Here is a 25,062-nt window from a genome sequence, read left to right as displayed (position 1 = left end):
TTGTCCCTCTAAACTTGTAAAAAAGCGAGCTATTCATCCTTGTTTCTTTTCTTTTTATCGATTAAAACATTAATTACCAACCAACTAACCGTTATATCAGAACTGAAAAACTTATTTTTAATTAGAATAATACTAACTAATATTTCATGAGAAATTTTTTATTATCACTACTAATATTCCTTATTTGGGCTTTTATAGGAATGTGGTGGTACTACTCTTGCACTTGGTGTAATGGTCATACTTCTACAAAAACTATTCAAGAAGAAACCAATATTAGGCCTGAAAAAAATGACACTGATTCTTTAATAAAAAGCAACAAGTCTGGTATTCAAATACTCGATGAAAAAGGAGAAAGCATCATAAATCTTTCTGAAGGTATAAGAATTTTTAAACACTCAGATTCAATTGATATACCTACTTCAAGCTTAACTATAAAAGATTCTATTTTTAAATATTTAAACACTCACCAAAATCAAGAATTACAAATTGTGGGCTGGTATAATGAAGCTGAAAGTAAAACAAATATTGATAGTTTAAATTTAGGGTTAAACCGAGCTAATTATATAAAAGACTTACTTTCGAAATTTGGGGTTAATCCAGATAAAATATATGCAACAGGAGCTAAAAATACTTTTAACTACTCTTCTAATAATGATTATTTAGGAGGGATTGAGCTATTCTTTAAAAAAATATCTGAAGACCATTTATCTAAGATTGATAAGGGAATTACCAATAAAACATTGTACTCACACTTCAACCAAAGAGCGTTTAAACCAGATAATACATTACAAGCATATGCTTTTGAATTAAAAAATTATTTAAACAATCACCCTAATAAAAAAGTAATGATTATTGGTCATTCAGATAATGTTGGTGATGAAAAAACAAATGAAATTGTAGCAAGAGATAGAGCTACCAATGTATTAAAATACTTAGCTAGTACTGGAATAAATAAAGAAAAACTTTCTGCTTCATCTAAAGGTGAGTTAGAGCCTATAGCCACTAATAACACGAAAGAAGGTAGAGCTCTAAATAGAAGAATTGAAATAAAAGTAAACTAAAAAACGAACAAAAATATAACTATTATGTCTCATATATTTAATACCAATAACTGTCCTAACTGGTGGTGTTTATTAATATTAATGTTCCTATCATTTTTACTAGGGTGGCTATTATCTAGATATTTTACAAGGAGAAGTTATCAAGAAAAATTAAACGACTGCCATGATGAAAATAGAAAGCTCAAAGCAAATTTTGGAGATTATCAGTCTGAAATACAACATGCTAAGTCTACTTTTAAATCAGAATCTAAAATAAAAGCCGTAAAAACTATGGAGCGCTCTGGTAATGCAGTAGAAAAACCTAGTTTGAACTTTTCTAGTTTTGGTGAAGCTACAGAAGCTGATAAAGACGATTTAAAACGTATAAGTGGAGTTGGTCCATTTATTGAAAAGAAGCTTAATAGTATTGGTATTTATACTTTCAACCAGATTAGTCGATTTAAAGACGAAGATATTGAGACTGTAACCAAACTTATAGAGTTTTTCCCTGGAAGAATTTTACGAGATGACTGGAGAGGGCAAGCCAACACTCTAAAAGATGGAGGTGAAACCGACTTTAGTAAACGTTTAGATAATAAAGATGTAGATTACGATAAATAAAATTTGACTAATAAATTATGCTATAAAACCTCAAGTTCTGCTTGAGGTTTTATATTTTTACTTAAGTATGAAATGGAACAACGCCCTGACTGACTATAAACATTACCTAAAATTAGAAAGAGGCCTTTCTGAAAACTCTATTATAAATTATGAACTAGACATTCTAAAGCTCATTCGTTTTTTAGACGATAATTCTATTAATTTATCACCACTAAATATTAAAACAGAAACAATTCAAGAGTTTATTTACCAATTAGCCAAGGTAGTTAACGAACGTTCACAATCGAGGATTATTTCTGGATTAAAAAGTTTTTTTTCATATTTAATTTTTGAAGACTATAGAGATACTAATCCTATGGAGTTAATTGAAGCTCCTAAAATAGGACGCAAATTACCCGATACCCTTACTGTTAAGGAAATAGATTTATTAACAGAAGCCGTAGACCTTAGTAAAGCCGAAGGGCACAGAAATAAAGCTATTATAGAAACACTTTACAGTTGTGGTTTGCGAGTATCTGAATTAACAAGTTTAAAATTATCAGATTTATTCTTTGAAGAAGGTTTTATTAAAGTAACTGGAAAAGGAGATAAACAACGTTTTGTACCAATTAGTCCTTACACTCAAAAATTAATTAACTTATACACCAACCATTCAAGAATACATGTACCAATTCAGTCATCTCATGAGGATATTTTATTTTTAAATAGAAGAGGTAGACAATTAACTAGAGCCATGATTTTTACAATTGTTAAACAATTGGCAGTAAAAATTAAATTAAATAAAACTATTAGCCCTCATACTTTTAGACATTCTTTCGCTACACATTTGTTAGAAAATGGAGCCGATTTAAGAGCCATACAACTCATGCTTGGTCATGAAAGTATTACTACTACAGAAATTTATATGCATGTAGACAGAACTCATCTAGCTAATGTTATAGAACAATTTCACCCAAGAAAATAAGTGCATTTATTTTGTTTCTTTTTTCTGCGCTACAACATGATAAACATGCCACTGTTTTTCTTTATTATTTATGGTTTTCCCTACTTTATTTACCTCTTCAAAAACCTTTATCTCAAAATCAGAAAACAACGCTCTAATTTCTGCTGTTGATAAAAATGTTATTTCATTATTGGGATACCATCCATCTTCTTTTCCAAAAAAATGTCCAGAAAACCACCCATTAGGCTTTATGGCTGACACTATTTCTGACCAAAACCCCTTAAAATGAGTTGGTTTGCAAAATGGCAGAGAAAAAGAGGCATTTAACAGTTTACAGTTTGGTAATTTTACTTCTTCAAAAGATTTATCAAGAAGTTCTAATTGTGTTTTAAATGGAGTTTGCTCAATCTTTTGTTTAATATGCTTGATAGCAGAAATTTCTTTATCTATAGCTAATACTTGCAAACCTGCGGACAGCATTGCAAAAGTATCAACACCTGAACCACAGCCTAAATCAATTGCATAATCTGCTTTTTGTTCTGTTTTCTCAAAATAATTGAGAACCCATTGTAAAGTTGCTGAAGGAGGAAGCATTTGCTTTGAAAGTTCATCGATATGTTTATTCCAATTCGTCTTCAAATTCTAATACTTTTTATACCAAATAGCAGTACATTCTTCTACAATTAAGCTTTGTTTAGTTTTTATATACTCACCAAAATTATTACTCCAAAAGAAGCTAATTAACTCTACAGCTTGGTCTACTGAATCAAATTCATAATCTGTTTTAAACCATGGAGTTACAGAAAACCCTTTTTTATTCTCCAAGTATTCATAAAGGTTTGCCAATTCCTTATTAGGTGGTGCTGGCTTATGGGCCCCTGTACCCAAAGTACCAAATATTAAGATCATTCCATTAGGTTTAAGTAACCTTTCCATCTCGGCGAGAACCTTATCTATTTCTTTTTCCCATACTGTACCAGACTTAGCCACCATATAACCCAAACTCCACCCTTCAATTACTACATCGGCTGTATTATCTGGTAGTGGAATTGATTTATTTTCTGCTACGGATAGCTTACAATTTTTAACTGAACATTTTTCAAGATGTTCTTGATTCACAGCCAGCATTTCTTCTGAAATATCGAATGCTTGTACTTGTTTTGCATGCTCTGTTAATAATTTTGTAAGCAAACCTGTTCCAGCAGCCATTTCTACCACTTCTTTTCCTTTTAATGAAACCAGATTATTTATTTGTTCCCTGTCCATTTTAGACCTCAAAAGGTGATATTTACTGCAATATTCGCTGTAAATAGTATTGTGTGATATACTCTTGCTAACTTAAATTTTAATTGGTTGATTTTTTTAGCACTAACTCCTAGAACAATAAGTCCGTATATTACATTTTCTATTAAAAGTGAATAATAAACCCCCGTAGCAGAAAAGAAATATGGAATAGTGAGTATTAAGGGTAGGAATAAAAATAATTGGCGGTAAAACACCAATTGATTGGTTAATTTACCATCTCCAATTGACTGGAATAACATAATACTACTACTAATTAAAGGTAGCATAGGCATCGCAAAAAAGATAATTCTAAACAGTTGTAATTGTTGAGGACTAATAACTAAATCTGGTAATAAAAAGTTGAATAAAAACGTTGGAAACAAGTAAATAGGTAACCAAACTACACTTAAAAACCCTAATGCTCCAATTCTAAACTTATAGACTGCTTCTTTTATCCTATTCGGCTGATTCGCCCCAAAATTAATCCCAATTACAGGAGGTAAACCACTTAAAAATCCTAATACAGGAGACGATAAAAACATAAAAATACGGTATGCTGCACTAAAAAAAGCAACATCAGTGGTTGTTCCGTAATAGGTTATAGACCTGAAAATAATAAGCTGTCTAATAAAATTTATTCCATGCAAAGAAAAGGCAGACGATCCTACTTTTAGGATAGGGAAAATTATTTCTTGATCCCAACGCAATGTTAAGCTACCAATATGGTAAGATGTTCTTTTACTTAAAAAATAACCTAAAACCAATAGAGCATACACCCCCATAGCTATCAAACTCGCCCAAACAGCTCCTTCTAACCCTAAGTCAAAAACATTTATAAATAACGGAGTAAGAATTATATTTATAACAATATAGGTTATCGAAATTCCCATAGAGAATTTAATCTTTCCCTCGGCACGAATCAGGTTGTTTGCAGATAAACCGAATACATTAAAAAAAGAGCCTAGTATATAAATTTTAAAATACGTTTCTGCTAATGACTTTAAGGAACCCGTCGCCCCTACCATACCTACCAGCTCACTAGCGAAAAAATATCCTAAACAGGTAAGCACAAGTGAAAATAATATGCTTAAACTAAATACATTAGACAACATATTTTGTTGAACAAAAGTATCTTCTGACCCCAAAGCTCTACTCAATAATGAAGAAGCTCCTACCGAAACCAACGCTATTATTGCCCCTGTTAATACAGTAAGTGGAAAAACTAGCGAGGTAGCTGCAAAAGCATCACTCCCTAAATAATACCCTAAAAAAGAAGCATCTATCATTGTGCCTATAGACAGTATCAAAGAACCAAACACTCCTGGTAACGAAAATTTCAAGATAAGTTTCCAAATTTTTTCAGTTTTAATATCTAGAGTGGCCATATGAATTTTTAAAATTGGTGGATGTAAGTAATTTTACTTATCAATTGATTGGTTTGAGTTTCAGGAATAATACTTCTATCGTTTGCTGTATTAAACACCACATACAAGTAAGACAATGGTTTAAACTCCCATGAAAAGCGAATATTCCAATTATCAGACTTGGTGGTTTCTAAGTATTGATAAAAACCTGTAAGTTGTATTCTTGGGTTAATAGCCAATCTAAACTCTGGAGCAATAAGGCTTGCTTTAACTTTTTCTCCCGTATGGGTTAAATAATCATTAAACGTATAGTTCATTGAAAAAAATAAGTGCGGATTGGGTGAAAAATTCACTTTAGCTCTATAGGTGTCTAATTTTCCTCTATAAAAATTTCCTGTTTCGTAAATAGCTGAATAAGCTAATTTTTTAGAAAAATCGGAACGATACGAAAAAGTATGCCTCACATAATTGTATTTACCTGGTGCTATTGTTACTCCTAAAGGAGAAAAAGATCGATATAATTGTTGTCTAGTTGGTGTTAGTGTATAAACAAGTCTTCCCCCATTCTGAAAATTGGCATAAAACAGAAAGAGCTTTAATTCATCTTCTAAAAACTTATAATTATCTGCGCTTCTATAATGCCACCAATACACCCCAGGTTCAAATGAACGAATGAACTTTGGTTTCCATTTTGGACGATAATTTAAATATAACCCAGGATTAGTAGTTAACAAATTCTCACGTGAAACAAAGCCTGATCGGGCTCTATAATTATCTGTAACAATAGACTGATTCCAAAAAGCAACTAATTTATTGCTTGCATAACTTAATGAAGATGTTGCTGCCGTTCCTTGCATGTCGTCTTGCTGATCTGATGAGCCAGAAAGCATATACTTCCATGATAACGACGGACTAAATCGAACAAAACCATCTACCGAACCAGTAAGGTTTAAGTGCTCACTAGTGCTATTTGTAGCATTTGTTTGAACAGCTGTTATCATACCACCAATACGGTTTTGTTTACCTATATTTTTTGAATATCTCCCTATACCAAACCACTGTGCTGCATTAGTTTCCGTTTCACGCTGCTTAATAAGCATTATACCCCCGCTATTTTTTGGTGTACGGTGAGTTAGACGTAAACCATAATCTATAGGTATAGGTTTCCCATAAGCATCTAAACCTATTTGCCTACTAAAAAATGGAGCAATGTCTCTGTTACCTAATGAAAATAAACTAGCATTCTCTAAAAAGAAATGTCTCCGTTCAGGAAAATAAATAGAAAATCGAGATAGGTTAATCACTTGCCTATCGGCATCAGCCTGAGCAAAATCGGTATTTACAGTAGCATCTAATACCGTATTTGGAGTGATGGCCCATTTTACCTCTCCCCCTACTTTCATTTTTGTTTTTGAAGCTTCATCTAAACCTACATTACTACTTTCTGTAAGTACATAAGGCTGTATACGTAAATTTAAATGGGGCTTAGGAGGCTTTATACCTTTTAATTTTCCAGCATAATCCATACGGTATGGAGAAAAGGCTCTTGGATATACAGGCCATGAGCTAAGCTCATTCAATCTACGAGCATTTCTGTAAAACTTAATTCCCCACCATGCCTCATTATTGTTTGTTTTATATCGTAAAGTAGACCACGGAATAGCCATCTCTGCAACCCAACCCTCACTATTCCTAGTAGTACGAACCTTCCACTGACCATCCCATTCGTTATCATATAATGCGTCATCAAAACTTAATAAATCTCGTTGAGCACCGTAAGGATTGGTTTGAAAAGTAATGGAATTACGTTTATCGTTAAACGGATCTATACTCACTCCAAAAATATCGAAAGAATAAAAATTAAAATCACGACTCAATTCTGGAACTCTTATTCCTTTTCTACCCAAACTATCTGAACAAATGGCTCCAATGTAAAGAAACTTTTGGTTAAACAATACCTTGACCTCTGTTGCTAAAGTAGCTGTGCTATCTTGATAAGGCTCTACTTGTTTAGTTATAAATATAGCTTTAGCGTTAGACCATACTACCTCATCTAAATTTCCATCAACTTTTAAATCTTTTACAATCTCTAAAGCATCTATTTCTAAAGTATTAGAAATGGAAAGCGAATCTTTTTGTTGACTGAAAAGTGATAAAGAAAATGATAGGCTCAGTATGACGAATATATTTTTCACTAGTAATCGTTTATATTTTTTTAAATTTTATAAAACCTATAACAAAAAGTATCCCTCCAAAAAGAACTATTTTAGACAAGCGCTCTCTAATATTTAACCATCGATTTACATTGTTATCTACCCATGTGTAAGTAGGTCTTTGTTTATAATTCTCTAAGGTTAAAGGCTTATTCCAAAACAGTTTTGAATAATAAAAATGAGTTATTTGATTATGAAAAGGAGATAATGACCGCTGAAACTGAATTAACGTATTCCAATCTGTTTTACTGGTTTCTGTAAATGATTTTTGAATGTTGGTTGCTGGGTTTAACCAATCTAAATGGTGAATCCATTGCTCTCTTTTAGATAGTTGATTATTAAATTTATCTACCATTTGCTTACTATGTGCGTCTTTTAACCAAGTAAAGGCTGCATACGTTTTTGCCATAAAGTTCGTATCTATCAAACTATCGGTAACTGCATAAGTTTTATTATGCTCAAAAAACTCCTTTAAAACGGCATTGGCTTCTTCTTTGTCATCATCATTCTCTAAGCCTGTTCTTCTAGTAATTTCTGATAAACTAGCACTGTTTATAGGGTATTTTGTAGTTACTACAATGTTCAGTAAAGAGGGTATTATTACTAATAATAATAACCAACAACTAATACTTACAATAGCATTAAAAGCAGAATTCTTTTTAAAACTGATGATTAAGTATAGAAGACCATACCAAAAAAATGAATAGAATGTAACACCTAACAACCAGTATATTGTAGACAAATAATTATAGTTACTCAACGGATTACCACAAACTAACATACCTCCAAAGGTTATAAGCAACGCTATACCTGTAATAAGTACAAAATGAAAACTAAAACGTAAGGTTGTAATTTTTCTAACAGATATAGTTTGCATACGAAGCAAGGGCAAAGTACCTCCTTCTTTCTCTGCAGCATATAGGCTATATACAGAAGTAATGATTAGTAAAGGAAATAGATAAATAAGTACAAATAACAAATCGAAATTACCTACCAAAAGATTTACAGGATTTGCCAACTCATTTTCAAAAAGTTGGTAGTACAAACTCATACCAGTAAGGCTAAAATAATAACGATATAAATCACGCTGACCAATAGCTAAAGCAGCATAATCATGGGGTGGCAAGCTAGCACTATACTCATGCCTATACCACGCGTAAGATGGCTTACAAGCAATATCTTTTAGTTCCTCCTCTTTTCTCGTTTCAGGTTCTTTACCAAAAGAAGCAATGTATTTCTCAAACCCTTCTTTTTCAAGTGTTTTAACGACTTCTATATTTTCTTTTTGAGTCTTTATTTCAGATCTACCATAGTAAATAGCATATGCAGATACTAACAGAAATATCGCTAAAAACAGCAATTGAAACCTATTTCTAACGAATAATTTCCATTCATATTTTATCAATATTTTAAACATAATGGCTATTTGCTTTTCTATGAGCGCGATTTAGTAACAAAAGACTAAAACTTACCCAGAGGATTATAGAAATTATTTCGATGATGTATTGTTTCAATACCTGATACACCATTTGAGTTTGGTGTCTAAAATCGGGTACTTTTTCAAAAAGATCTTTACCTACTTTATACTCATAAAACTCTCCGTATTTTGTATTATACGCCATGTCATCATTCATGGTTTTAATAAGTTTTCTACGGTACTTATTAACCTCATCCTCAAAATGAAAAGTGGAATGTATGTCTGTTGCTGCTATTGCCATAGACAAATTTTGTGTAGCTTGATACGGATTTATCAGACTAGTAAAACGACTAATAAAGTTTTGATCTAGCAATTGATTACGAAGTTTTTTGGTATGAAAATCATATATTTTATCAGAATACTCCTCAGAAGCCTGCATGCTATAACCACTAAAATTAAAAGGTAGCTTTTGGATAGAATCTACATCATGCTTTTGAAGCATTTCTTTTTTTAACTGCTCATAGCGTTGTACTTTAGATGTTTTTCCGTCTAATCCATTGTCCTTATGAGTTTGAATACCTGCTTTAAATGCCCTCATTGATGGCAACGGATAAATGCTCTCGCTCAAATTTGCCGTAGCTTTAGGCAATAAAATAGTGGCAGCTATCCAGCATACTAATAAAGTAAGCAAAGCCGATTTACCATTTTTACACTGTAAGGATACCCAAACTGATAAAACAATTAAAACAAACAAATAAGTAATATACAATACAATTAATAAAATTAATCGTGTAGATATATCAGGGATCACTGTGTTATCAATATCTAAAAACCAACTTACAGTAAAGCCAACAAAAAAAGGAATTAAAGTCAGTCCAACCAATAAAGAAATGGCTATAATTTTTCCCCAACTAAGTATTCCCAAAGAAACGCCTTGACTCAATAAAAGCCTTAAAGTACCACTTTCTCGTTCTTTTGTGTAAGCCGAAAAAGCAACAAAAATAATCAGTAGCGGTAAAAACACTTTTAACACCATGGCTATACTTAATTCTCCAAAACGCACCATACTACTACGTAACTGAGCTGGTCTAAACATAAACTCATGCTGATAATGAGCCTCTAAGTAAATAGATGTGCCTGTATAGCTATCTAAACCGAAATCGAAAATGCTGAGTATCGATTTTGGTTTAAAAACATATGTACCATAGTGAGCTGCAATATGAGGATGCTTTTCATGTTGTTCTAGCCATTGTTTACGCTTTTCTTTTTGAAGATTTTCTATATTGGCTTGTTGTTGTGTATAAGCCACATAACCACTGTACATGGATGCAGAAAGTAACAGCATAACTATAAGTCCTAATGCTACTACTAAACGCTCGCGAAAAGCGCTTTTAAGTTCTTTTTTAACAACTGCAATTAATGTTTCCATAGCTTAGTTGTGCATATGGTTAATGTACATGCGCTCTAATTCTTGAAAATTGATATTGTCTGATTGAAATTCTTCAATCAAATTACCACCTTTCATAATACCAATATGTGTACCTGTATTTTTGGCTCTGAACAAATCGTGAGTAGCCATAAGGGTAGTAACTCCTTTTTCTTTCATAGAGAGTAACAGTTCTGAAAATTCATTACTGGCTTTTGGGTCTAACCCAGAGGTAGGTTCATCTAATAATAATACAGACGATTTACGAGCAACGGCTAATGCTATGCCTATTTTTTGACGCATACCTTTAGAATAGTTTTTTACCCGCTGATGGATAAATTCTGGTTGCAAACCTGCATCAATTATAAGCTTCTCTAACTCTATCTTTGTATATTTTAAACCACCTAAGCTACAAAAGAACTCTAGATTTTCTATCCCTGTTAAATTAGTATAAAGCATTAAATTTTCAGGTATATAAGAAATCATTGATTTGGTTTCCTGTGCATACTTATTTACATCTTTTGAATTGATAAAAACAGAACCACTGGAAGGAGCAATAAAATTTAAAAACAAATTAATGGTGGTCGATTTCCCTGCACCATTAGCTCCAAGTAAGCAAAAAATATCTCCTGGATTAACGGTTAAGTTAAGCTCATTTAAAGCTGTAAAATTGCCATACTTTTTTGTTAAGTTTTTAGCTTCTAACATAATTGCTCTTGGCTTTAAAAAAACAAGCAGGGAAATATTGTAGTCCCTCCTTGTTTACTGTTATAAAAAGTGTAGACTAGTTCAATTTTTGAAAACCAGTAATCTGTCCGTCAGCATCAATTTCTTTGCTAATTTGTCCAGAAGCGATATCATAAGTATAAATCGCATTTTCTGATGCTGTAGCAATCACAAAGTGAAGTTTTCCATCATTAAAATCTCTTATAATAGAAGTTTTAGAGCCAAATGTTTTTGGAGCCCCTATATCTATAGCTGTTTGAGATTCTAAATCTATTTTATAATATTTGTAATTGGGTCCATTAAACTCGTAAGCATCAGATTCGTCATCCATTCTTAACGTAAAGGTACCTTTACCAGGAAAGTGCCATAGGCCTTGACAAGCCTTACCTGTTTTTTCATCTAAATTCATAAAATATGAAGGATCAAACTCTGTTTCTCCATTTTTAATACGTAAAATACCACTTGGCGTGTTAGCTGTTCCAAATCCCATTACATAAAGGTCACCATTTGCATCTAGGTTAAATCCATTTACAGCTCCACCTGCGGCAAAAATATTACCGGTTCTATTATCTTCAATTACTTTTTCAACAGTAGATGTTTCTAAATCAATAACAGCAACGAAAGCTTTATCGTAGGTAGATGTCCAGTTGTTTTGGTACTCTACTCCCATAAATAATTTCCCATCTCTTGCTTTCATTCCTAAATACCAATACGATTCTACACCATCTATTTCAATAGAAGAAAGATCTATTTCACCAGTTACACTAGCTGTTGAAGGATTAAATTTAATAACTCGTGCTAAACCTCCTGCTACAGTACCATAAGCTTCTGTTTCACTAACAAACTCTATAGTTGAAAATGTATTTGCACCAGGAATTACAATTTGCCCTGCTTCTTTAGCTATACCGTTAGAATCAAAAGAATACTTAAATAATGTTGCTGGCGCGCCAAAACGTGTTACAAATAAATCCTTATTATAAGTCCATAATTGCCCCCAATTTGCTAACTCAGTAGCATTGTTGTTGTTTATACTAGTCATATCTAGATTTACTGTTCCTTGCAAATAAGTTGTTTGAGATGGCCATGCCCCTCCTACTGTAGCAAAAGCATAATTGACTTCTTGTATTGGTTGTTGACTTGTTCCATCATCATCATTATTAGAACAAGATATAACCGCCATTGATAAAAATAAACCTGCTGCAACGGCAAGCACTTTTTTAATATAATTCATTTGATTTAATTTTTTGTCTTTCATAGTTATTCTGGTTTTATAGATTATTAAATGTGTAATTCATCTTAAAGAAAAAAGCTCTTCCAGGACGTTGTACGTTAAAATTGTCAAATGCTTTTTCATTGGTCACGTTTTGACTTTCTAGGGTAAGAGTAAATTGTTTATTGTAGCATAAATAACTTACTCCAACATTTTGCACCCATTGACTTGGAATAGTAGGTTTGGTTTCTTCTAGACCGTCTACTTCCCAATTGAGGTAAAAGTCCTTAACATATCTACCACTCCACCAAAAGGACAATTGATCTTTTTCTCTATTAATTGGAGTCTTAAAATTAACCTCATGATTTGCAAAAAAATATGGCCTATTTGGTAACCTTGCATTAAAATATTTTGGGTTTACGGTATTAGAATTTTCTTGTGAAGATCTGTTTCTAATATCCTGATAAGTTAAATTACCATTAAGTTCAATGCTCTTAAAAGGTTGGTAACTACCAAATAATTCAAATCCTATGGCTCTTGCTTTGAGAAGATTTTGGTATTGTGCCTGAAATTGAGTTGTTTTTAAAAATATAATATCATCTATATCTCTAAAAAAACCATTTATACCTAACATCCAATCTGGTTCCTCCCATTTAACTAATGCGTTAATGTTATGACTAATTTCTGGTGTTAAATTGGCATTTTGATCGATTAATATAAAATCACCAAACAATTCATATTCATCTGGCAATCTTGTAGCATACTCATAGGAGGTTTTTATCAATAATTTTCTTAAAGCTTGTATAGAAAAAGCCTGACTGACTCCATTATAATTGCCGTTTTGTTTTAAATCTGTAACAGTTCCGTTTTGGGCATCATTATCAAAACCTTTCGATTGATAATAATAGTGTTTTAATGCTGTAATACTGGTGATTTTTTGGTTCCAAAATCGATACTGATAAGATAATCCACTCACTGTTTTAAATCGAGATGCTTTATTTTTAAACGGATCGTACCCATAAAAATTTGCTGCTGTAGCATCTTTGCCATCTCTCTCATAATTTGAAACAAGTGAACTAAAGTTTAACTGGCTATTTTTATTAAAAATATATTTAAGGTTTACCCTTCCAAAAGACACATTGGCTTGAGTTTCTAAAGTACTTTGTGAAGTTGTAATTTCTCCACCGTAACTACGTTGAGTAAATACTTTTCCATCCCAAGTATACACATTAAGAGTAGTATCATTAAATTTAGTATTAATATGATTGTAGCCCAAAAAAGCATCGGTAAAGAATTTTTTATTGTTATTAGACCATTTATGTCTTATAGAAGCATTTGTAGAGTTATTAGTTCCGTACGCTTCACCATAAGGTTGACTCATGATAGCATTGTGCTGAATCTCGTCATATAATCTTTGATGTGCTAGGGAAACCGATAACAAATCAGCCCATTTTTTATTTACTAAACTAGCTTTTGTTTTTATCAAACCTTGCTTGAAAGTATCATGAAACCGTCTTACCGTTATATTTTGTGGGTTATAAGACTCATCAGGAACTGTTACATCTACTTTATAATTGTTGTCAGAATAATTAAAAAAGGCATTGACACCTAAAATTAACCCTGATTTTTCAACCACCTTTTGAGCATTTAAACTTGCCTGATGTGTATTAAATGATCCGTGAGAGTAACTCACTTCCATATTATTCCTCTTTTGTTTTCGAGTAATAACATTTATTCCTCCTCCCAGTGCATCGGCACCCAAATGTATAGGCACAACACCTTTATAAACTTCTATACGACTAATAAAATTAGAAGGAAGTAGGTTTACCCCATAACCATATCCTAAAAAGTCTACAGGTATATCGTCTATAAATATTTTTATTTGCTTTCCTTGTAGTCCGTTAATAGAAATATTTGAATTCCCTCCCATTCCTCCATCTTGGCGGATATTAATTCCAGATTCTTTGTTTAAAATATCATTAGTAGAAGTGGCTTTATTATGGTATTTCTTAGCTTTAATTATAGCTACTTGTTGTGGACTATCTTCTAGCTTTTTAACTTCAGATTTACCAACAATTGTAATAGAATTTAAATTTGTTGAGTTTTCTATTAAGGTAAAATTAACTAGAAGTTGTTTCTTACCGGTTGCATCAATTATTTTTTGTTCTTCATTATATCCTAAAAAACTACATTTTAATATATAATTACCTTGAGGTATCTTTAATTTATAATTACCTTCAAAGTCTGTTACTGCTCCATAAGAATTAATTACAAGACTTGCACCAATTAAAGGCTCATTGCTTTTTGTAACAACTTTTCCAATAACAACAACTTCTTGAGCAATTATATACTGTGACAATAGCAACAATAAAAATGATATCATAATTTTCTTTATCATTTTTTAAAACTTATTTTCGAGTATTATACCACTATCAACTAATTCGTTATAAGAATCATTATTAGTAATGTTTACAATTCTATTTTTTAATGTAATTCCGTCAGCTCTTTCTCTAATCTTAGCTTGTAATTCAGTAAGTTCATAAATGTCTTCTGTGCTATTTGACATAACATAGGTTCTATCTTCCCTTTTTAACGGAATATATTGATGATTTTTAATAACAAAAGGACTGTTATTCTCATTTAATGCTATAACCTCTCTTTCTTCATTATATAGTAAAAAGCAATTACTAGATATAGTATGAATTTCTGAAGCACTTAAAGGACTTAAAAGCATACACTTTACTTTATTACCTGATTCAAAGCACTCTACAATTTTTATTGGTGTAGCTTCTGTTGAGTTGTTTTTTATAATTGAAACATAACCGTTATCATTCTTTTTTGTTGCTCTTTTTTCAATATTATCAACAAAGAAAAAATCGTCTTCTTTAGTCTTAGAATAACGTTTTTCACCATTATTATACACCTCAGAAATTAGAGTGTATTTTCCTGGAGGTGCCTTTTTTGGTAGCGCAAATTGAAAATAATAATGACGTCCAGATTCAATACCTGAAATAATGTTTGCTAATGCTTCACGTTTAATTACACCAGACAGATAATCATTTAAAACTAAAAATGGAGTATTTTTTTTTAGGTATTTAAATTTCTTCCCATCTTCATTTAACAATACATCTTCATCTCTAGGATTTGCAAACCCCAAAATACACTCTTCCATAAGCATAGTAACTTGTCCATTAGGCCATTGTACACCAATACGTACAAAAGGAAAAACATGGCCTTTCTTGAGGTGAGAAATATTAAAATTCCAATGTATAGTCACCCCTTTTCCGGCAACTGTTCGTTTAGGAAAAATACTCATGATTTTCTTAATGCTAATATTTTTTCACGACTATATTTATGGGCATAATCTCGGAACCATATTTCTAAAGTTTCTTGCCCTAAATAGTCATATACAACCCCCATTATAAATTCTAATTTATTCTGAAACTCAACACTTGCTTGTTCAGGATTTTCTTGATTTTTTCTAGTTTGAATTTCCTTTTCTCTCTTAGATGCAGGTAAATGATGAAAATAACTCCCAAAATACTTATCGCAGAAAGAATGATAATCTTTAGTAAAAAGAATAAAGTTATGCCACATCTCATCAATAATTAATAACTCATCTGGAATAAAAACCCCTTTTATTTGGGCTATATACATAAACTTTAATGTAGCCTTAAAAATATCTTCAGCCTCATTATTGCTCACATTATACATATCGGTAAATCGGGATAGTATATTTTCATTTTTATAAGCAAGTATATTTTCTAACTGCTTAGAGTCAAGGTTAATTGGTTTATTTTGAATATTAACGTACATTTGTACTTTGTTTGTTTTTTATACTTAAAAACAAAGAGGTAGCGGCAACTACCCCTTCATAATCTTTTTTACACTTTAGTTATTAAAGTGAAGCTCTACAGTGACCACAGTTTGAACAGTGCGTTGTGTTTACAGATTTTCTTTCTGCAATAAGCTGAGCAATGATACTTTTCTTAGTATTCATAATACTTATAATTTAGATTTCCCCTACTCTATTTAAGGTTTTCGGATTCCCCTTTCTAACTTACGTTAACGCAACAATGTTGCATTAATGAGATACAAACATATTTAATTTCTTTTAAAAAACAAACATTATTGCGATTAAGTTGCAATTAATATTTGATAGAACAATAAATTTGAATACAACTGTCAGGAATGAAGTATTGTAAGAATAGCTAAAAATTTATAAGTGGTAAATAACTTACTAGAAAGAAAATCTCTTTTAATAAAGAAATAAAATGAAAGAAACAGTTTAACAGAAGTTATGTAGATGACAACTATTTCTCAAGTCATCAATAAAAAAGCCAATCATAATTATGATTGGCTTTTGTCGGGGTAGCAGGATTCGAACCTGCGACCTCCTGCTCCCAAAGCAGGCGCGATAACCGGGCTACGCTATACCCCGAATAATGGGATGCAAATATATTATTTTTCTACATTTTACAAACATCTTAAACACTTTTTTTCATTAAAATATTAACCTACTTTTGCTAAAAAACTCAATACATGTTAATCATAGGTATAACAGGTGGTACAGGCAGTGGTAAAACTACTGTAGTTAAACAAATTTTAAATGAATTAACTGAAGATGATATCTGTATCATCTCTCAAGATTCTTATTATAGTGACACTTCTCATTTAAGCTATGAAGAACGAACAAAAATAAACTTTGATCATCCACAATCAATAGATTTTGATTTGCTTACGCAACACGTTCAACAATTAAAAGAAGGGAAAACAATAAACCAACCCGTATATTCTTTCGTAGAACATAACAGAACTAAAGAAACAATTCTTACTTCTCCTAAAAAAGTTATAATAGTAGAAGGTATATTAATTTTTACCAACCCAACACTACGTAACTTATTCGATATTAAAATTTATGTTCACGCCGATTCAGATGAAAGATTGATAAGACGTGTAAAAAGAGATATTGCAGAGAGAGGAAGAGATTTAGACGAGGTTTTAAATAGATACCAAAATACTTTAAAACCAATGCACCAACAATTTATAGAAAGTACTAAAGAATATGCAGATATTATTATACCTAACAACAAGTTTAATACAGTAGGTATAAATATTGTAAAGACTATAATTAACGAAAAATTATCGTAATTTTAACTTCGAAAATTATAAACATTGTTACAAAAAATTAAACAACATAAATATTTAAAATACCTAATCAATCCGTACATACTAGTACTTATTGGTTTTGTTATATGGATGTTGTTTATCGATGATAATTCTTATTTATTCCATAGAGAACTTGATGCTGTTATTGATGAGAAAAAATCTGAAATCAAGTTATATCAAACAGAAATAGATAAGGATAAAAAAAGTATCAAAAAATTAGAAAATTCAGATCAACTCGAAAACTTTGCTCGTGAAGAATATTACATGAAAAAAGAAAACGAAGAGATTTATATTATAGAGTACGAAAACGACTCAACCAAAAAAAAGAAAGATGAGTAACTTTTTATTCAATGATTTTGATGAAGTATCTGCACAAGCTTGGAAACAAAAAATTCAAGTAGATTTAAAAGGTGCAGATTATAACGAAACACTTCTTTGGCATACCAATGAAGGTATTACTGTTAAACCGTTTTACCACCAAGATCAAGACGCTAAAACTAGTGTTACCGAAAACAACAACTGGGATATTTGCCAATATATTGATGTTAAAAATTCTCTAAAAGCAAATGTTTTAGCCAAAGATGCTTTAGAAAAAGGTAGTGAAGCAATACTTTTTAAAATTCATTCCGAAATACATATAAAAGAACTACTTGAGGGTATTGGAAATAACATTCCTGTTCATTTTATATTTACTGGATTCTTTCAGAAAACTATTGAGGAAATTTTATCACTAAAAAATAACTTTCACTTCTTACATCTTGACATTATTGGAAATCTAGCCAAAACAGGAAACTGGTACAACTCATTAGAGTTAGATTATCAATTCATTAAAGAGATTCATAGCAATTACCCTGAATTCAATACTATTAGTGTTGATACATCAATATATCAAAATGCTGGAGCAACTATTTCACAACAATTAGCATATGCTATGGCTCATGCAAATGAATATTTCCATTATTTTCAAGAGCAAGGAATTAAAAATATTCAGTTTATTACTGCTACAAGTAGTAATTACTTTTTTGAAATAGCTAAATTAAAGGCTTTACGTATTTTAATTAATACTTTAAACAAGGTATATAGTACAGAAACTAAGTGTTCTATCTTAAGCTTACCTTCTTACAGAAATAAAACTATATATGATTACAATGTAAACTTATTACGTACTACTACAGAGTGTATGAGTGCTATATTAGGAGGTGCAAATACAGTTTGCAATTTACCTTATGATTATATATATCACAATCAAAATGAATTTGGTGACCGCATTGCTAGGAATCAATTATTAGTACTAAAAAACGAAAGCTCTTTTGATGTAGTCCAAAACCCAGCAGATGGTTCTTATTATATTGAGACACTTAGTATTCAATTAGCAGAGAAAGCATTAGATATATTCAAACAAATTGAAAATGGAGGAGGCTTTTTAAAACAACTAAAAGAAGGTACCATCCAGCGAAAAATAAAAGAAAGTGCTCAACGTGAGCAAGAACAATTTAACAACGGAGAGTTGGTATTGTTAGGAACTAATAAATACCCAAATAATCAAGATCGTATGAGTCATGATCTTGAAAAACATCCATTCGTTGAAAAAAAGATCAGAAAGACCTTAATAGAACCTATAATAGCTAGAAGACTAGCTGAAAACTCTGATAAAGAAAGATTAAAAACCGAAAACAATCAATAAACTATAAAAATTAAATCATGAAAAAGTTACTAGTAGCATCTATCATCTGTGCGTCAATATTTAGTTGTAAAAAAGAAGAGAATATTACTTATAAATATGCAGATCAACCTTCAGTGTTAACTTGTGAGATTAGTGATAATAAATTATATACTGAAGCATATTATACTTTTGAAAATGCAATTTTAACTCATGCTAAAAATACCAATAGAAATCCTAACAGAGTTATTACTTTAGATCAAGCTATGCGTAACTTTGTGTCTAGATCTAGAGGTGTAATTAATATTAATGACTACGTTACTAAAGAAAGTTTAGATGTTTTTAAAGCACTACATAGCAAAGGTTTGTGGAATGGGGAAAAATTAAAAAGTCAATCAGATGTTTTAAACTGTATTGGAAAAAGCATTTCTAACAAAGACTTAAAAACCTCATTCAATGCTTTGCGATCTGTTGAAGAAAGCTTAGATCCAAAACTAATTGTATCAGCCATAGTTAGTAGTAATAATAGGAGTCAATATAAAGACAAAGCTTTAATGACTTACATTGCCTTAGATGCCTACTTTGGTAAATTTATAGGTAAAGATTTTTCTAAAATAGAATTCTTAAAAGCTAAAGAAGAAACTCCTGCCGTTACAAAACCAGAAGTTACTTTAAAGAAAGATCCTCATGCTGGTCATAATCACGGACCTAACGACGGACACAACCACTAAATTTTTTAAACTCAATTCAGTTTCTATACTGAAAAGAAGTTGAAACTTTTAATATAACATAATGAAAAGAAAAGATTTTCAACATATCAATTTAGTAACAGATGTTTCAATAGAAAACAATACTGTTACTGAACACTCTACAGCCGAAGATATTAACGTTAAATCTAGCTACAATAAAGAAGATGTTTCTAATTTAAAGCACCTAAACTTTGTGGCTGGTTTAGCTCCCAATCTTAGAGGGCCATATTCTACAATGTATGTAAGAAGACCATGGACTATTAGGCAATATGCCGGTTTTTCTACTGCTGAAGAATCAAATGCTTTTTACAGACGTAATCTTGCAGCTGGACAAAAAGGACTATCGGTAGCTTTTGATTTAGCTACACATAGAGGTTATGATTCAGATCATGAACGAGTTGTAGGTGATGTAGGTAAAGCTGGAGTTGCTATAGATTCTGTTGAAGATATGAAAATTCTTTTCGATCAGATTCCTTTAGACAAGATGTCAGTTTCAATGACTATGAATGGAGCGGTACTCCCTATCATGGCTTTTTATATTGTTGCTGCAGAAGAACAAGGAGTTGATAAAAGTTTACTAGCAGGAACCATTCAGAACGATATTTTAAAGGAGTTTATGGTAAGAAACACTTATATCTATCCACCTACTCCATCCATGAAAATTATATCTGATATTTTTGAATACACCTCGGCAAATATGCCAAAATTCAACTCTATTAGTATTTCTGGTTACCATATGCAAGAAGCAGGAGCTACATGCGATATTGAGTTAGCTTACACCCTTGCAGATGGATTAGAATATATTCGCAAAGGCTTAGCTGCTGGAATGGATATTGATTCTTTCGCCCCTAGACTTTCGTTCTTCTGGGCTATAGGAATGAATCATTTTATGGAAATTGCTAAAATGCGTGCTGCTCGTATGCTTTGGGCTAAATTAGTAAAACAATTCAACCCCAAAAACCCAAAGTCATTAGCACTTAGAACGCATTGTCAAACTTCGGGTTGGAGCTTAACCGAGCAAGATCCGTTTAACAATGTAGCAAGAACTTGTATAGAAGCTGCTGCTGCTGCTTTTGGTGGAACTCAAAGTTTACATACCAATGCGTTAGATGAGGCAATTGCGCTACCTACAGATTTCTCGGCACGTATTGCTCGTAATACTCAAATATATTTACAAGAAGAAACTCACATTACCAAAACGGTAGATCCATGGGCTGGTAGTTACTATGTTGAAAACTTAACGAATGATATTGCTAAAAAAGCATGGAAATTAATTGAAGAAGTTGAAGAATTAGGAGGTATGACCAAAGCCATTGAAGCTGGTATTCCTAAAATGCGTATTGAAGAAGCTGCCGCTAGAAAACAAGCTAGAATAGACTCTGGGCAAGATGTAATAGTCGGAGTTAATAAATATCGACTAGAAAAAGAAGATCCCTTACATATTCTAGAGGTAGACAACACAGTTGTTCGTCAATCGCAAATTGAACGATTGAATCAAATAAAGTCAGACAGAAATAACGATTTAGTTCAAGAAAGTTTACGTAAATTAACAGAAGCTGCCGAAAGTGGTACTGATAATCTATTGGCTTTAGCTGTAGATGCCGCTAGAAAAAGAGCTACTTTAGGTGAAATATCTGATGCTTTAGAAGCTAAATTCGGAAGATACAAAGCAGAAATTAAATCATTTACAGGCGTGTATAGTAAAGAAATTAAAAACGACGATTCTTTTGAAAAAGCTAAGAAATTAGCAGATGACTTTGCTGAGTTAGATGGGCGTAGACCTCGTATTATGATTGCTAAAATGGGGCAAGATGGCCATGATCGAGGAGCAAAAGTAGTAGCTACAGGCTACGCTGATGTTGGTTTTGACGTAGATATAGGCCCATTATTTCAAACACCTGCCGAAGCTGCTAAACAAGCTGTAGAAAACGATGTTCATGTTTTAGGAGTTTCTTCTTTAGCTGCTGGACACAAGACTTTGGTACCTGCGGTAATTGCTGAGCTTAAAAAATACGGTCGTGAAGATATTATGGTAATTGTTGGAGGTGTTATACCACACCAAGATTATCAGTATCTATTTGATGCTGGAGCAGTTGCTGTTTTCGGGCCTGGAACTAAAATTTCAGACGCAGCTATTGAAATGTTACAGTTGTTAATTGAAAGCGTATCGTAAAATATTAATATTTAAATTTACTAAAAGCGCAATATTTTAAACATTGCGCTTTTTTTATAAAATCTATTGACCTTACAAATAACAACAACAAGTTTTTTACATAATTACTTACCTTATGAGTCATAATTAACTTACATTTGCAAGCAAACAAATCTAACCTAATTATGACTAAGAAAATCTTATCATTAGCTGCTCTAGCAGCAATTATGGCTTGTAAATCTTCTCAAACAACAGAAGCTCCTATAACGCCAAAAACTCCAGAAGCTCCTGCTGTAGTTGAGGCTTCCGCAAAAGAAGAACTAATTCCTAGCGATCCTTCCGTAGTACAAGGAACTCTTTCTAACGGAATGAAGTATTACTTAAAAAACAACGGAAAACCAGCAGATAAAGTTGAGTTGCGTTTAGTAGTAAATGCTGGTTCTATTTTAGAGGATGATGACCAACAAGGATTGGCTCATTTCATGGAGCATATGAACTTTAATGGTACTAAAAACTTCAAGAAAAACGAATTGGTAGATTATTTACAAGGAATTGGAGTAAAATTTGGTGCGCATTTAAACGCCTATACTGGATTTGATGAAACAGTATATATTTTACCAATACCAAGTGATGATCCTGAAAAACTTGAAAAAGGTTTTCAAATCATTGAGGATTGGGCTTTCAACGCACTGTTAACAGATGAAGAGATTAACAAAGAGCGTGGAGTTGTTTTAGAAGAGTTAAGAACACGATTAGACGCAGAGAACAGAATGATGCAAAACTACTTGCCAAAAGTTCTATACAAGTCTAAATACTCTAAGCGTTTACCAATAGGTAAAAAAGAAATTTTAGAAAACTTTCATCCCGATGCAATTCGCCGTTTCCACAAAGATTGGTACAGACCAGAATTAATGTCGGTTATTGCTGTAGGAGATGTAGATATTGCTACTTTAGAAGCTAAAGTTAAATCGCATTTTGGAAGCTATCCAGCTAGCAAAAACCCAAGAAAACGTGAGGTGTTTTCTACTCAAAATCACGACGAGACTTTCATTGCTATAGAAGCAGACAAAGAAGCTACTTTTAATCAAATTCAGTTAATGTATAAAGCTGTAGGAACAGCAAAACCTGAAGTAACACTAGCAGACGCAAGACATTCTTTAGTAGATGGTTTATTTTCTCAGATGATTAACAATCGTTTAGGAGAATTACGCAACAGTGCCAACCCTCCTTTTGTTTACGGATATTCTTTTTATGGAGGTACTTGGGTACGTAACAAAGAAGCATATCAATCAATAGCTATGGCTACCGAAGGAAAACAATTAGAGGCTTTAAAAGCGTTGGTTGAAGAAAATGAGCGTGTAAAGCGTTTCGGATTCCAAAAAGGAGAATTAGCTAGAGCTAAAACAGCAATGATGGCTCAGTTAGATAAAATGTATGAAAACAGAGATAAACAAGAATCAAAAAGATTAATTCAGCCATATATTGATAACTTTTTAGAAGGAGAGGCTATGCCTAGTGTAGAATGGGCTGTAAACTTTAGCAAAAAAGAAATTCCTACTATTACTTTAGAAGATGTTAACGGATTAATTGAAGGATATTTATCTGACAAAAACCGTGTAGTTATTATTAAAGGAAAAGAAAAAACCGTTACCAAGCAGCAAGTTACAGACCTATTAAATTCAGTTAAAACAGATACCTCTATTAAAGCTTACCAAGATGAAACTGTTCAAGAATCTTTATTTACAGCTTTACCTACAAAAGGAAGTATTACCAAAGAAACTAAAAATGAAAAATTAGGAATTACTACTTTAACTTTAAGCAACGGAGCTACTGTTAAATACAAAAAAACCGATTTTAAAAATGATGAAATAGTATTCCAAGCTCAGAGTTATGGAGGAACTTCTTTAATTAGTGATAAAGATTACTTAGCTGCTAATTTAGCTTTAAGAGGAGTAACTGAAGCTGGTATTGCAGGATTAAATAAAAACGATTTAAAAAAGTTTTTAACTGGAAAAATAGCCAATGTTAGACCTTATGTATCTTCTTTATCAGAAAAAATGACTGGATCATCTACACCTAAAGATTTAGAGACATTATTCCAATTAATTCACTTAAACTTTACAGCAATTAATAAAGATCAAGAGGCTTTCAATTCATATACAACCAAACAAAAAGGTTTTATGGGTAATTTATTAGCAAACCCTCAGTATTTCTTTATGAATGAAATGAGCAAGTTTCGCTATGGTAAAAGCCCTCGTTTTACTGGATTCCCAACAGTTGAAGATTATGATAAAACAAACTATGAGTTAGCTTATAAGATTTTTAAAGAGCGTTTTGCAAACGCTGGAGATTTCTCTTTCTATTTCGTTGGTAATATAGATGAGGCTAAATTAAAAGAATACTCAGAACTATATTTAGCAAGCTTACCTGCTAATAACTCTCGAGAAGAGTATAAAGATTTAGGATTTAGACCTTTATCTGGTAAACACGAAAAATTAGTTAATAAAGGAAATGACCCTAAAAGTCAGGTAAGTATAATCTATACAGGAGAAACTAAATACGACGCCTATGAAGCTTTATATTTTAAAGCTTTAAGTGAAATTTTAGGTATTAAAATGACCGAAAAACTACGTGAAGAAGCAGCGGGTGTTTATTCTCCTAGGGTAAGAGGTAGTATTACTGAGAGCGCTTACGATTCCTTTAACTTAACTATTTCATTTGGTTGCGGACCAGAAAATGTAAATTCATTAAAAGCTATTGCTAACCAAGAAGTTGCAAACATAATTGCTAACGGTCCTACTGAAAAAGATTTAAATAAAGCTAAAGAAGCTTTCTTATTAGCTAGAAAAGAAGGGTTAGAGAAAAATAAGTTTTGGTTACAAAAAATTGCCGATAGTGATTTTGATAAAAAAGACATCAATAAAATTTTTGAGTATAACGATGCGGTTAATAAGTTAACTACTAAAGACATTCAAAATGTAGCTAAAAAATATTTAAGCAAAGGTGCTATTACTGGTATTTTAATGCCAGAAAACACCAAGTAAAAAACTTTACTTATTGATATTTAAAGCCTTGAGTTTTTAAAAAA

The 25,062-nt window shown here is 31.9% G+C and carries 20 protein-coding genes and 1 tRNA gene; 9 read left to right on the top strand and 12 right to left on the bottom strand.

Features of this window, described 5'->3' with window-relative positions:
- Positions 1-146 precede the first annotated feature (146 nt).
- The 3 genes from ACFQ1O_RS08600 to ACFQ1O_RS08590 all read left to right on the top strand — a co-directional run bounded on the left by ACFQ1O_RS08600 (position 147) and on the right by ACFQ1O_RS08590 (position 2,625).
- Entirely contained in the window at positions 147-1,061 is a 915-nt protein-coding gene (locus ACFQ1O_RS08600; RefSeq protein WP_377715397.1) for an OmpA family protein, read from the top strand.
- 24 nt (positions 1,062-1,085) lie between these two features.
- Positions 1,086-1,661, top strand: a complete 576-nt coding sequence (locus ACFQ1O_RS08595) for a hypothetical protein (protein WP_377715395.1) — start codon at positions 1,086-1,088, stop codon at positions 1,659-1,661.
- Positions 1,662-1,728: 67 nt separating this feature from the next.
- Positions 1,729-2,625, top strand: a complete 897-nt coding sequence (locus ACFQ1O_RS08590) for a site-specific tyrosine recombinase (protein WP_377715393.1) — start codon at positions 1,729-1,731, stop codon at positions 2,623-2,625.
- Positions 2,626-2,631: 6 nt separating this feature from the next.
- On the opposite strand, the gene ACFQ1O_RS08585 is transcribed toward ACFQ1O_RS08590, so the two are convergent.
- The 12 genes from ACFQ1O_RS08585 to ACFQ1O_RS08530 form a co-directional block, all read right to left on the bottom strand.
- Positions 2,632-3,243: a class I SAM-dependent methyltransferase gene (locus ACFQ1O_RS08585; protein ID WP_377715391.1), complete on the bottom strand. Its 612-nt coding sequence runs from the start codon at positions 3,241-3,243 to the stop codon at positions 2,632-2,634.
- A gap of 3 nt (positions 3,244-3,246) precedes the next feature.
- On the bottom strand, positions 3,247-3,870 hold the full coding sequence (locus tag ACFQ1O_RS08580; RefSeq protein ID WP_377715389.1) for a class I SAM-dependent methyltransferase: 624 nt from the start codon (positions 3,868-3,870) through the stop codon (positions 3,247-3,249).
- Between the two features lie 8 nt (positions 3,871-3,878).
- Positions 3,879-5,273 (bottom strand): MATE family efflux transporter, encoded by a 1,395-nt coding sequence (locus ACFQ1O_RS08575; protein WP_377715387.1) that lies wholly within the window; start codon positions 5,271-5,273, stop codon positions 3,879-3,881.
- A gap of 8 nt (positions 5,274-5,281) precedes the next feature.
- Complete coding sequence (locus tag ACFQ1O_RS08570; protein ID WP_377715385.1) at positions 5,282-7,447, bottom strand: carbohydrate binding family 9 domain-containing protein; 2,166 nt, start codon at positions 7,445-7,447, stop codon at positions 5,282-5,284.
- A 10-nt stretch (positions 7,448-7,457) separates the two neighbouring features.
- Entirely contained in the window at positions 7,458-8,882 is a 1,425-nt protein-coding gene (locus ACFQ1O_RS08565; RefSeq protein ID WP_377715383.1) for a DUF3526 domain-containing protein, read from the bottom strand.
- Positions 8,875-10,311, bottom strand: coding sequence for a DUF3526 domain-containing protein (locus tag ACFQ1O_RS08560; protein ID WP_377715381.1), 1,437 nt, complete (start codon positions 10,309-10,311; stop codon positions 8,875-8,877). Before ACFQ1O_RS08560 ends, ACFQ1O_RS08565 begins: the two co-directional genes overlap by 8 nt.
- 3 nt (positions 10,312-10,314) lie before the next feature.
- Positions 10,315-11,016 carry an ABC transporter ATP-binding protein gene (locus tag ACFQ1O_RS08555; protein WP_377715379.1) on the bottom strand — a complete coding sequence of 234 codons (702 nt, stop codon included), beginning with the start codon at positions 11,014-11,016 and terminating at the stop codon, positions 10,315-10,317.
- A gap of 76 nt (positions 11,017-11,092) precedes the next feature.
- The gene (locus ACFQ1O_RS08550) at positions 11,093-12,289 is read right to left on the bottom strand and encodes a DUF4374 domain-containing protein (RefSeq protein WP_377715377.1); all 1,197 of its coding nucleotides are present in this window, start codon (positions 12,287-12,289) and stop codon (positions 11,093-11,095) included.
- Positions 12,290-12,302: 13 nt separating this feature from the next.
- Positions 12,303-14,642 carry a TonB-dependent receptor gene (locus ACFQ1O_RS08545; RefSeq protein ID WP_377715375.1) on the bottom strand — a complete coding sequence of 780 codons (2,340 nt, stop codon included), beginning with the start codon at positions 14,640-14,642 and terminating at the stop codon, positions 12,303-12,305.
- Between the two features lie 3 nt (positions 14,643-14,645).
- The gene (locus ACFQ1O_RS08540) at positions 14,646-15,560 is read right to left on the bottom strand and encodes a hypothetical protein (protein WP_377715373.1); all 915 of its coding nucleotides are present in this window, start codon (positions 15,558-15,560) and stop codon (positions 14,646-14,648) included.
- On the bottom strand, positions 15,557-16,060 hold the full coding sequence (locus ACFQ1O_RS08535) for a hypothetical protein (RefSeq protein ID WP_377715371.1): 504 nt from the start codon (positions 16,058-16,060) through the stop codon (positions 15,557-15,559). Before ACFQ1O_RS08535 ends, ACFQ1O_RS08540 begins: the two co-directional genes overlap by 4 nt.
- A gap of 550 nt (positions 16,061-16,610) precedes the next feature.
- A tRNA-Pro gene (locus ACFQ1O_RS08530) sits at positions 16,611-16,685 on the bottom strand.
- A gap of 101 nt (positions 16,686-16,786) precedes the next feature.
- Here ACFQ1O_RS08530 and udk point away from each other — a divergent pair.
- The 6 genes from udk to ACFQ1O_RS08500 all read left to right on the top strand — a co-directional run bounded on the left by udk (position 16,787) and on the right by ACFQ1O_RS08500 (position 25,018).
- On the top strand, positions 16,787-17,395 hold the full coding sequence (gene udk, locus ACFQ1O_RS08525; RefSeq protein ID WP_377715369.1) for a uridine kinase: 609 nt from the start codon (positions 16,787-16,789) through the stop codon (positions 17,393-17,395).
- 24 nt (positions 17,396-17,419) lie between these two features.
- Positions 17,420-17,752, top strand: a complete 333-nt coding sequence (locus tag ACFQ1O_RS08520; RefSeq protein ID WP_377715367.1) for an FtsB family cell division protein — start codon at positions 17,420-17,422, stop codon at positions 17,750-17,752.
- Positions 17,745-19,097, top strand: a complete 1,353-nt coding sequence (locus tag ACFQ1O_RS08515; protein ID WP_377715365.1) for a methylmalonyl-CoA mutase subunit beta — start codon at positions 17,745-17,747, stop codon at positions 19,095-19,097. The genes ACFQ1O_RS08520 and ACFQ1O_RS08515 overlap by 8 nt, the downstream gene beginning before the upstream one ends.
- Positions 19,098-19,114: 17 nt before the next feature.
- Positions 19,115-19,804: a hypothetical protein gene (locus tag ACFQ1O_RS08510; RefSeq protein WP_377715364.1), complete on the top strand. Its 690-nt coding sequence runs from the start codon at positions 19,115-19,117 to the stop codon at positions 19,802-19,804.
- Between the two features lie 61 nt (positions 19,805-19,865).
- The gene (gene scpA / locus ACFQ1O_RS08505) at positions 19,866-21,995 is read left to right on the top strand and encodes a methylmalonyl-CoA mutase (protein ID WP_377715363.1); all 2,130 of its coding nucleotides are present in this window, start codon (positions 19,866-19,868) and stop codon (positions 21,993-21,995) included.
- 164 nt (positions 21,996-22,159) lie between these two features.
- Positions 22,160-25,018, top strand: a complete 2,859-nt coding sequence (locus ACFQ1O_RS08500; RefSeq protein ID WP_377715361.1) for a M16 family metallopeptidase — start codon at positions 22,160-22,162, stop codon at positions 25,016-25,018.
- Positions 25,019-25,062: the final 44 nt, after the last annotated feature.

Origin of the sequence: Pseudofulvibacter geojedonensis (genome assembly GCF_042675745.1) — a bacterium.
GTDB classification, from domain to species: Bacteria; Bacteroidota; Bacteroidia; order Flavobacteriales; family Flavobacteriaceae; genus Pseudofulvibacter; species Pseudofulvibacter geojedonensis.
This window is presented reverse-complemented; position numbering and strand designations above follow the sequence as displayed.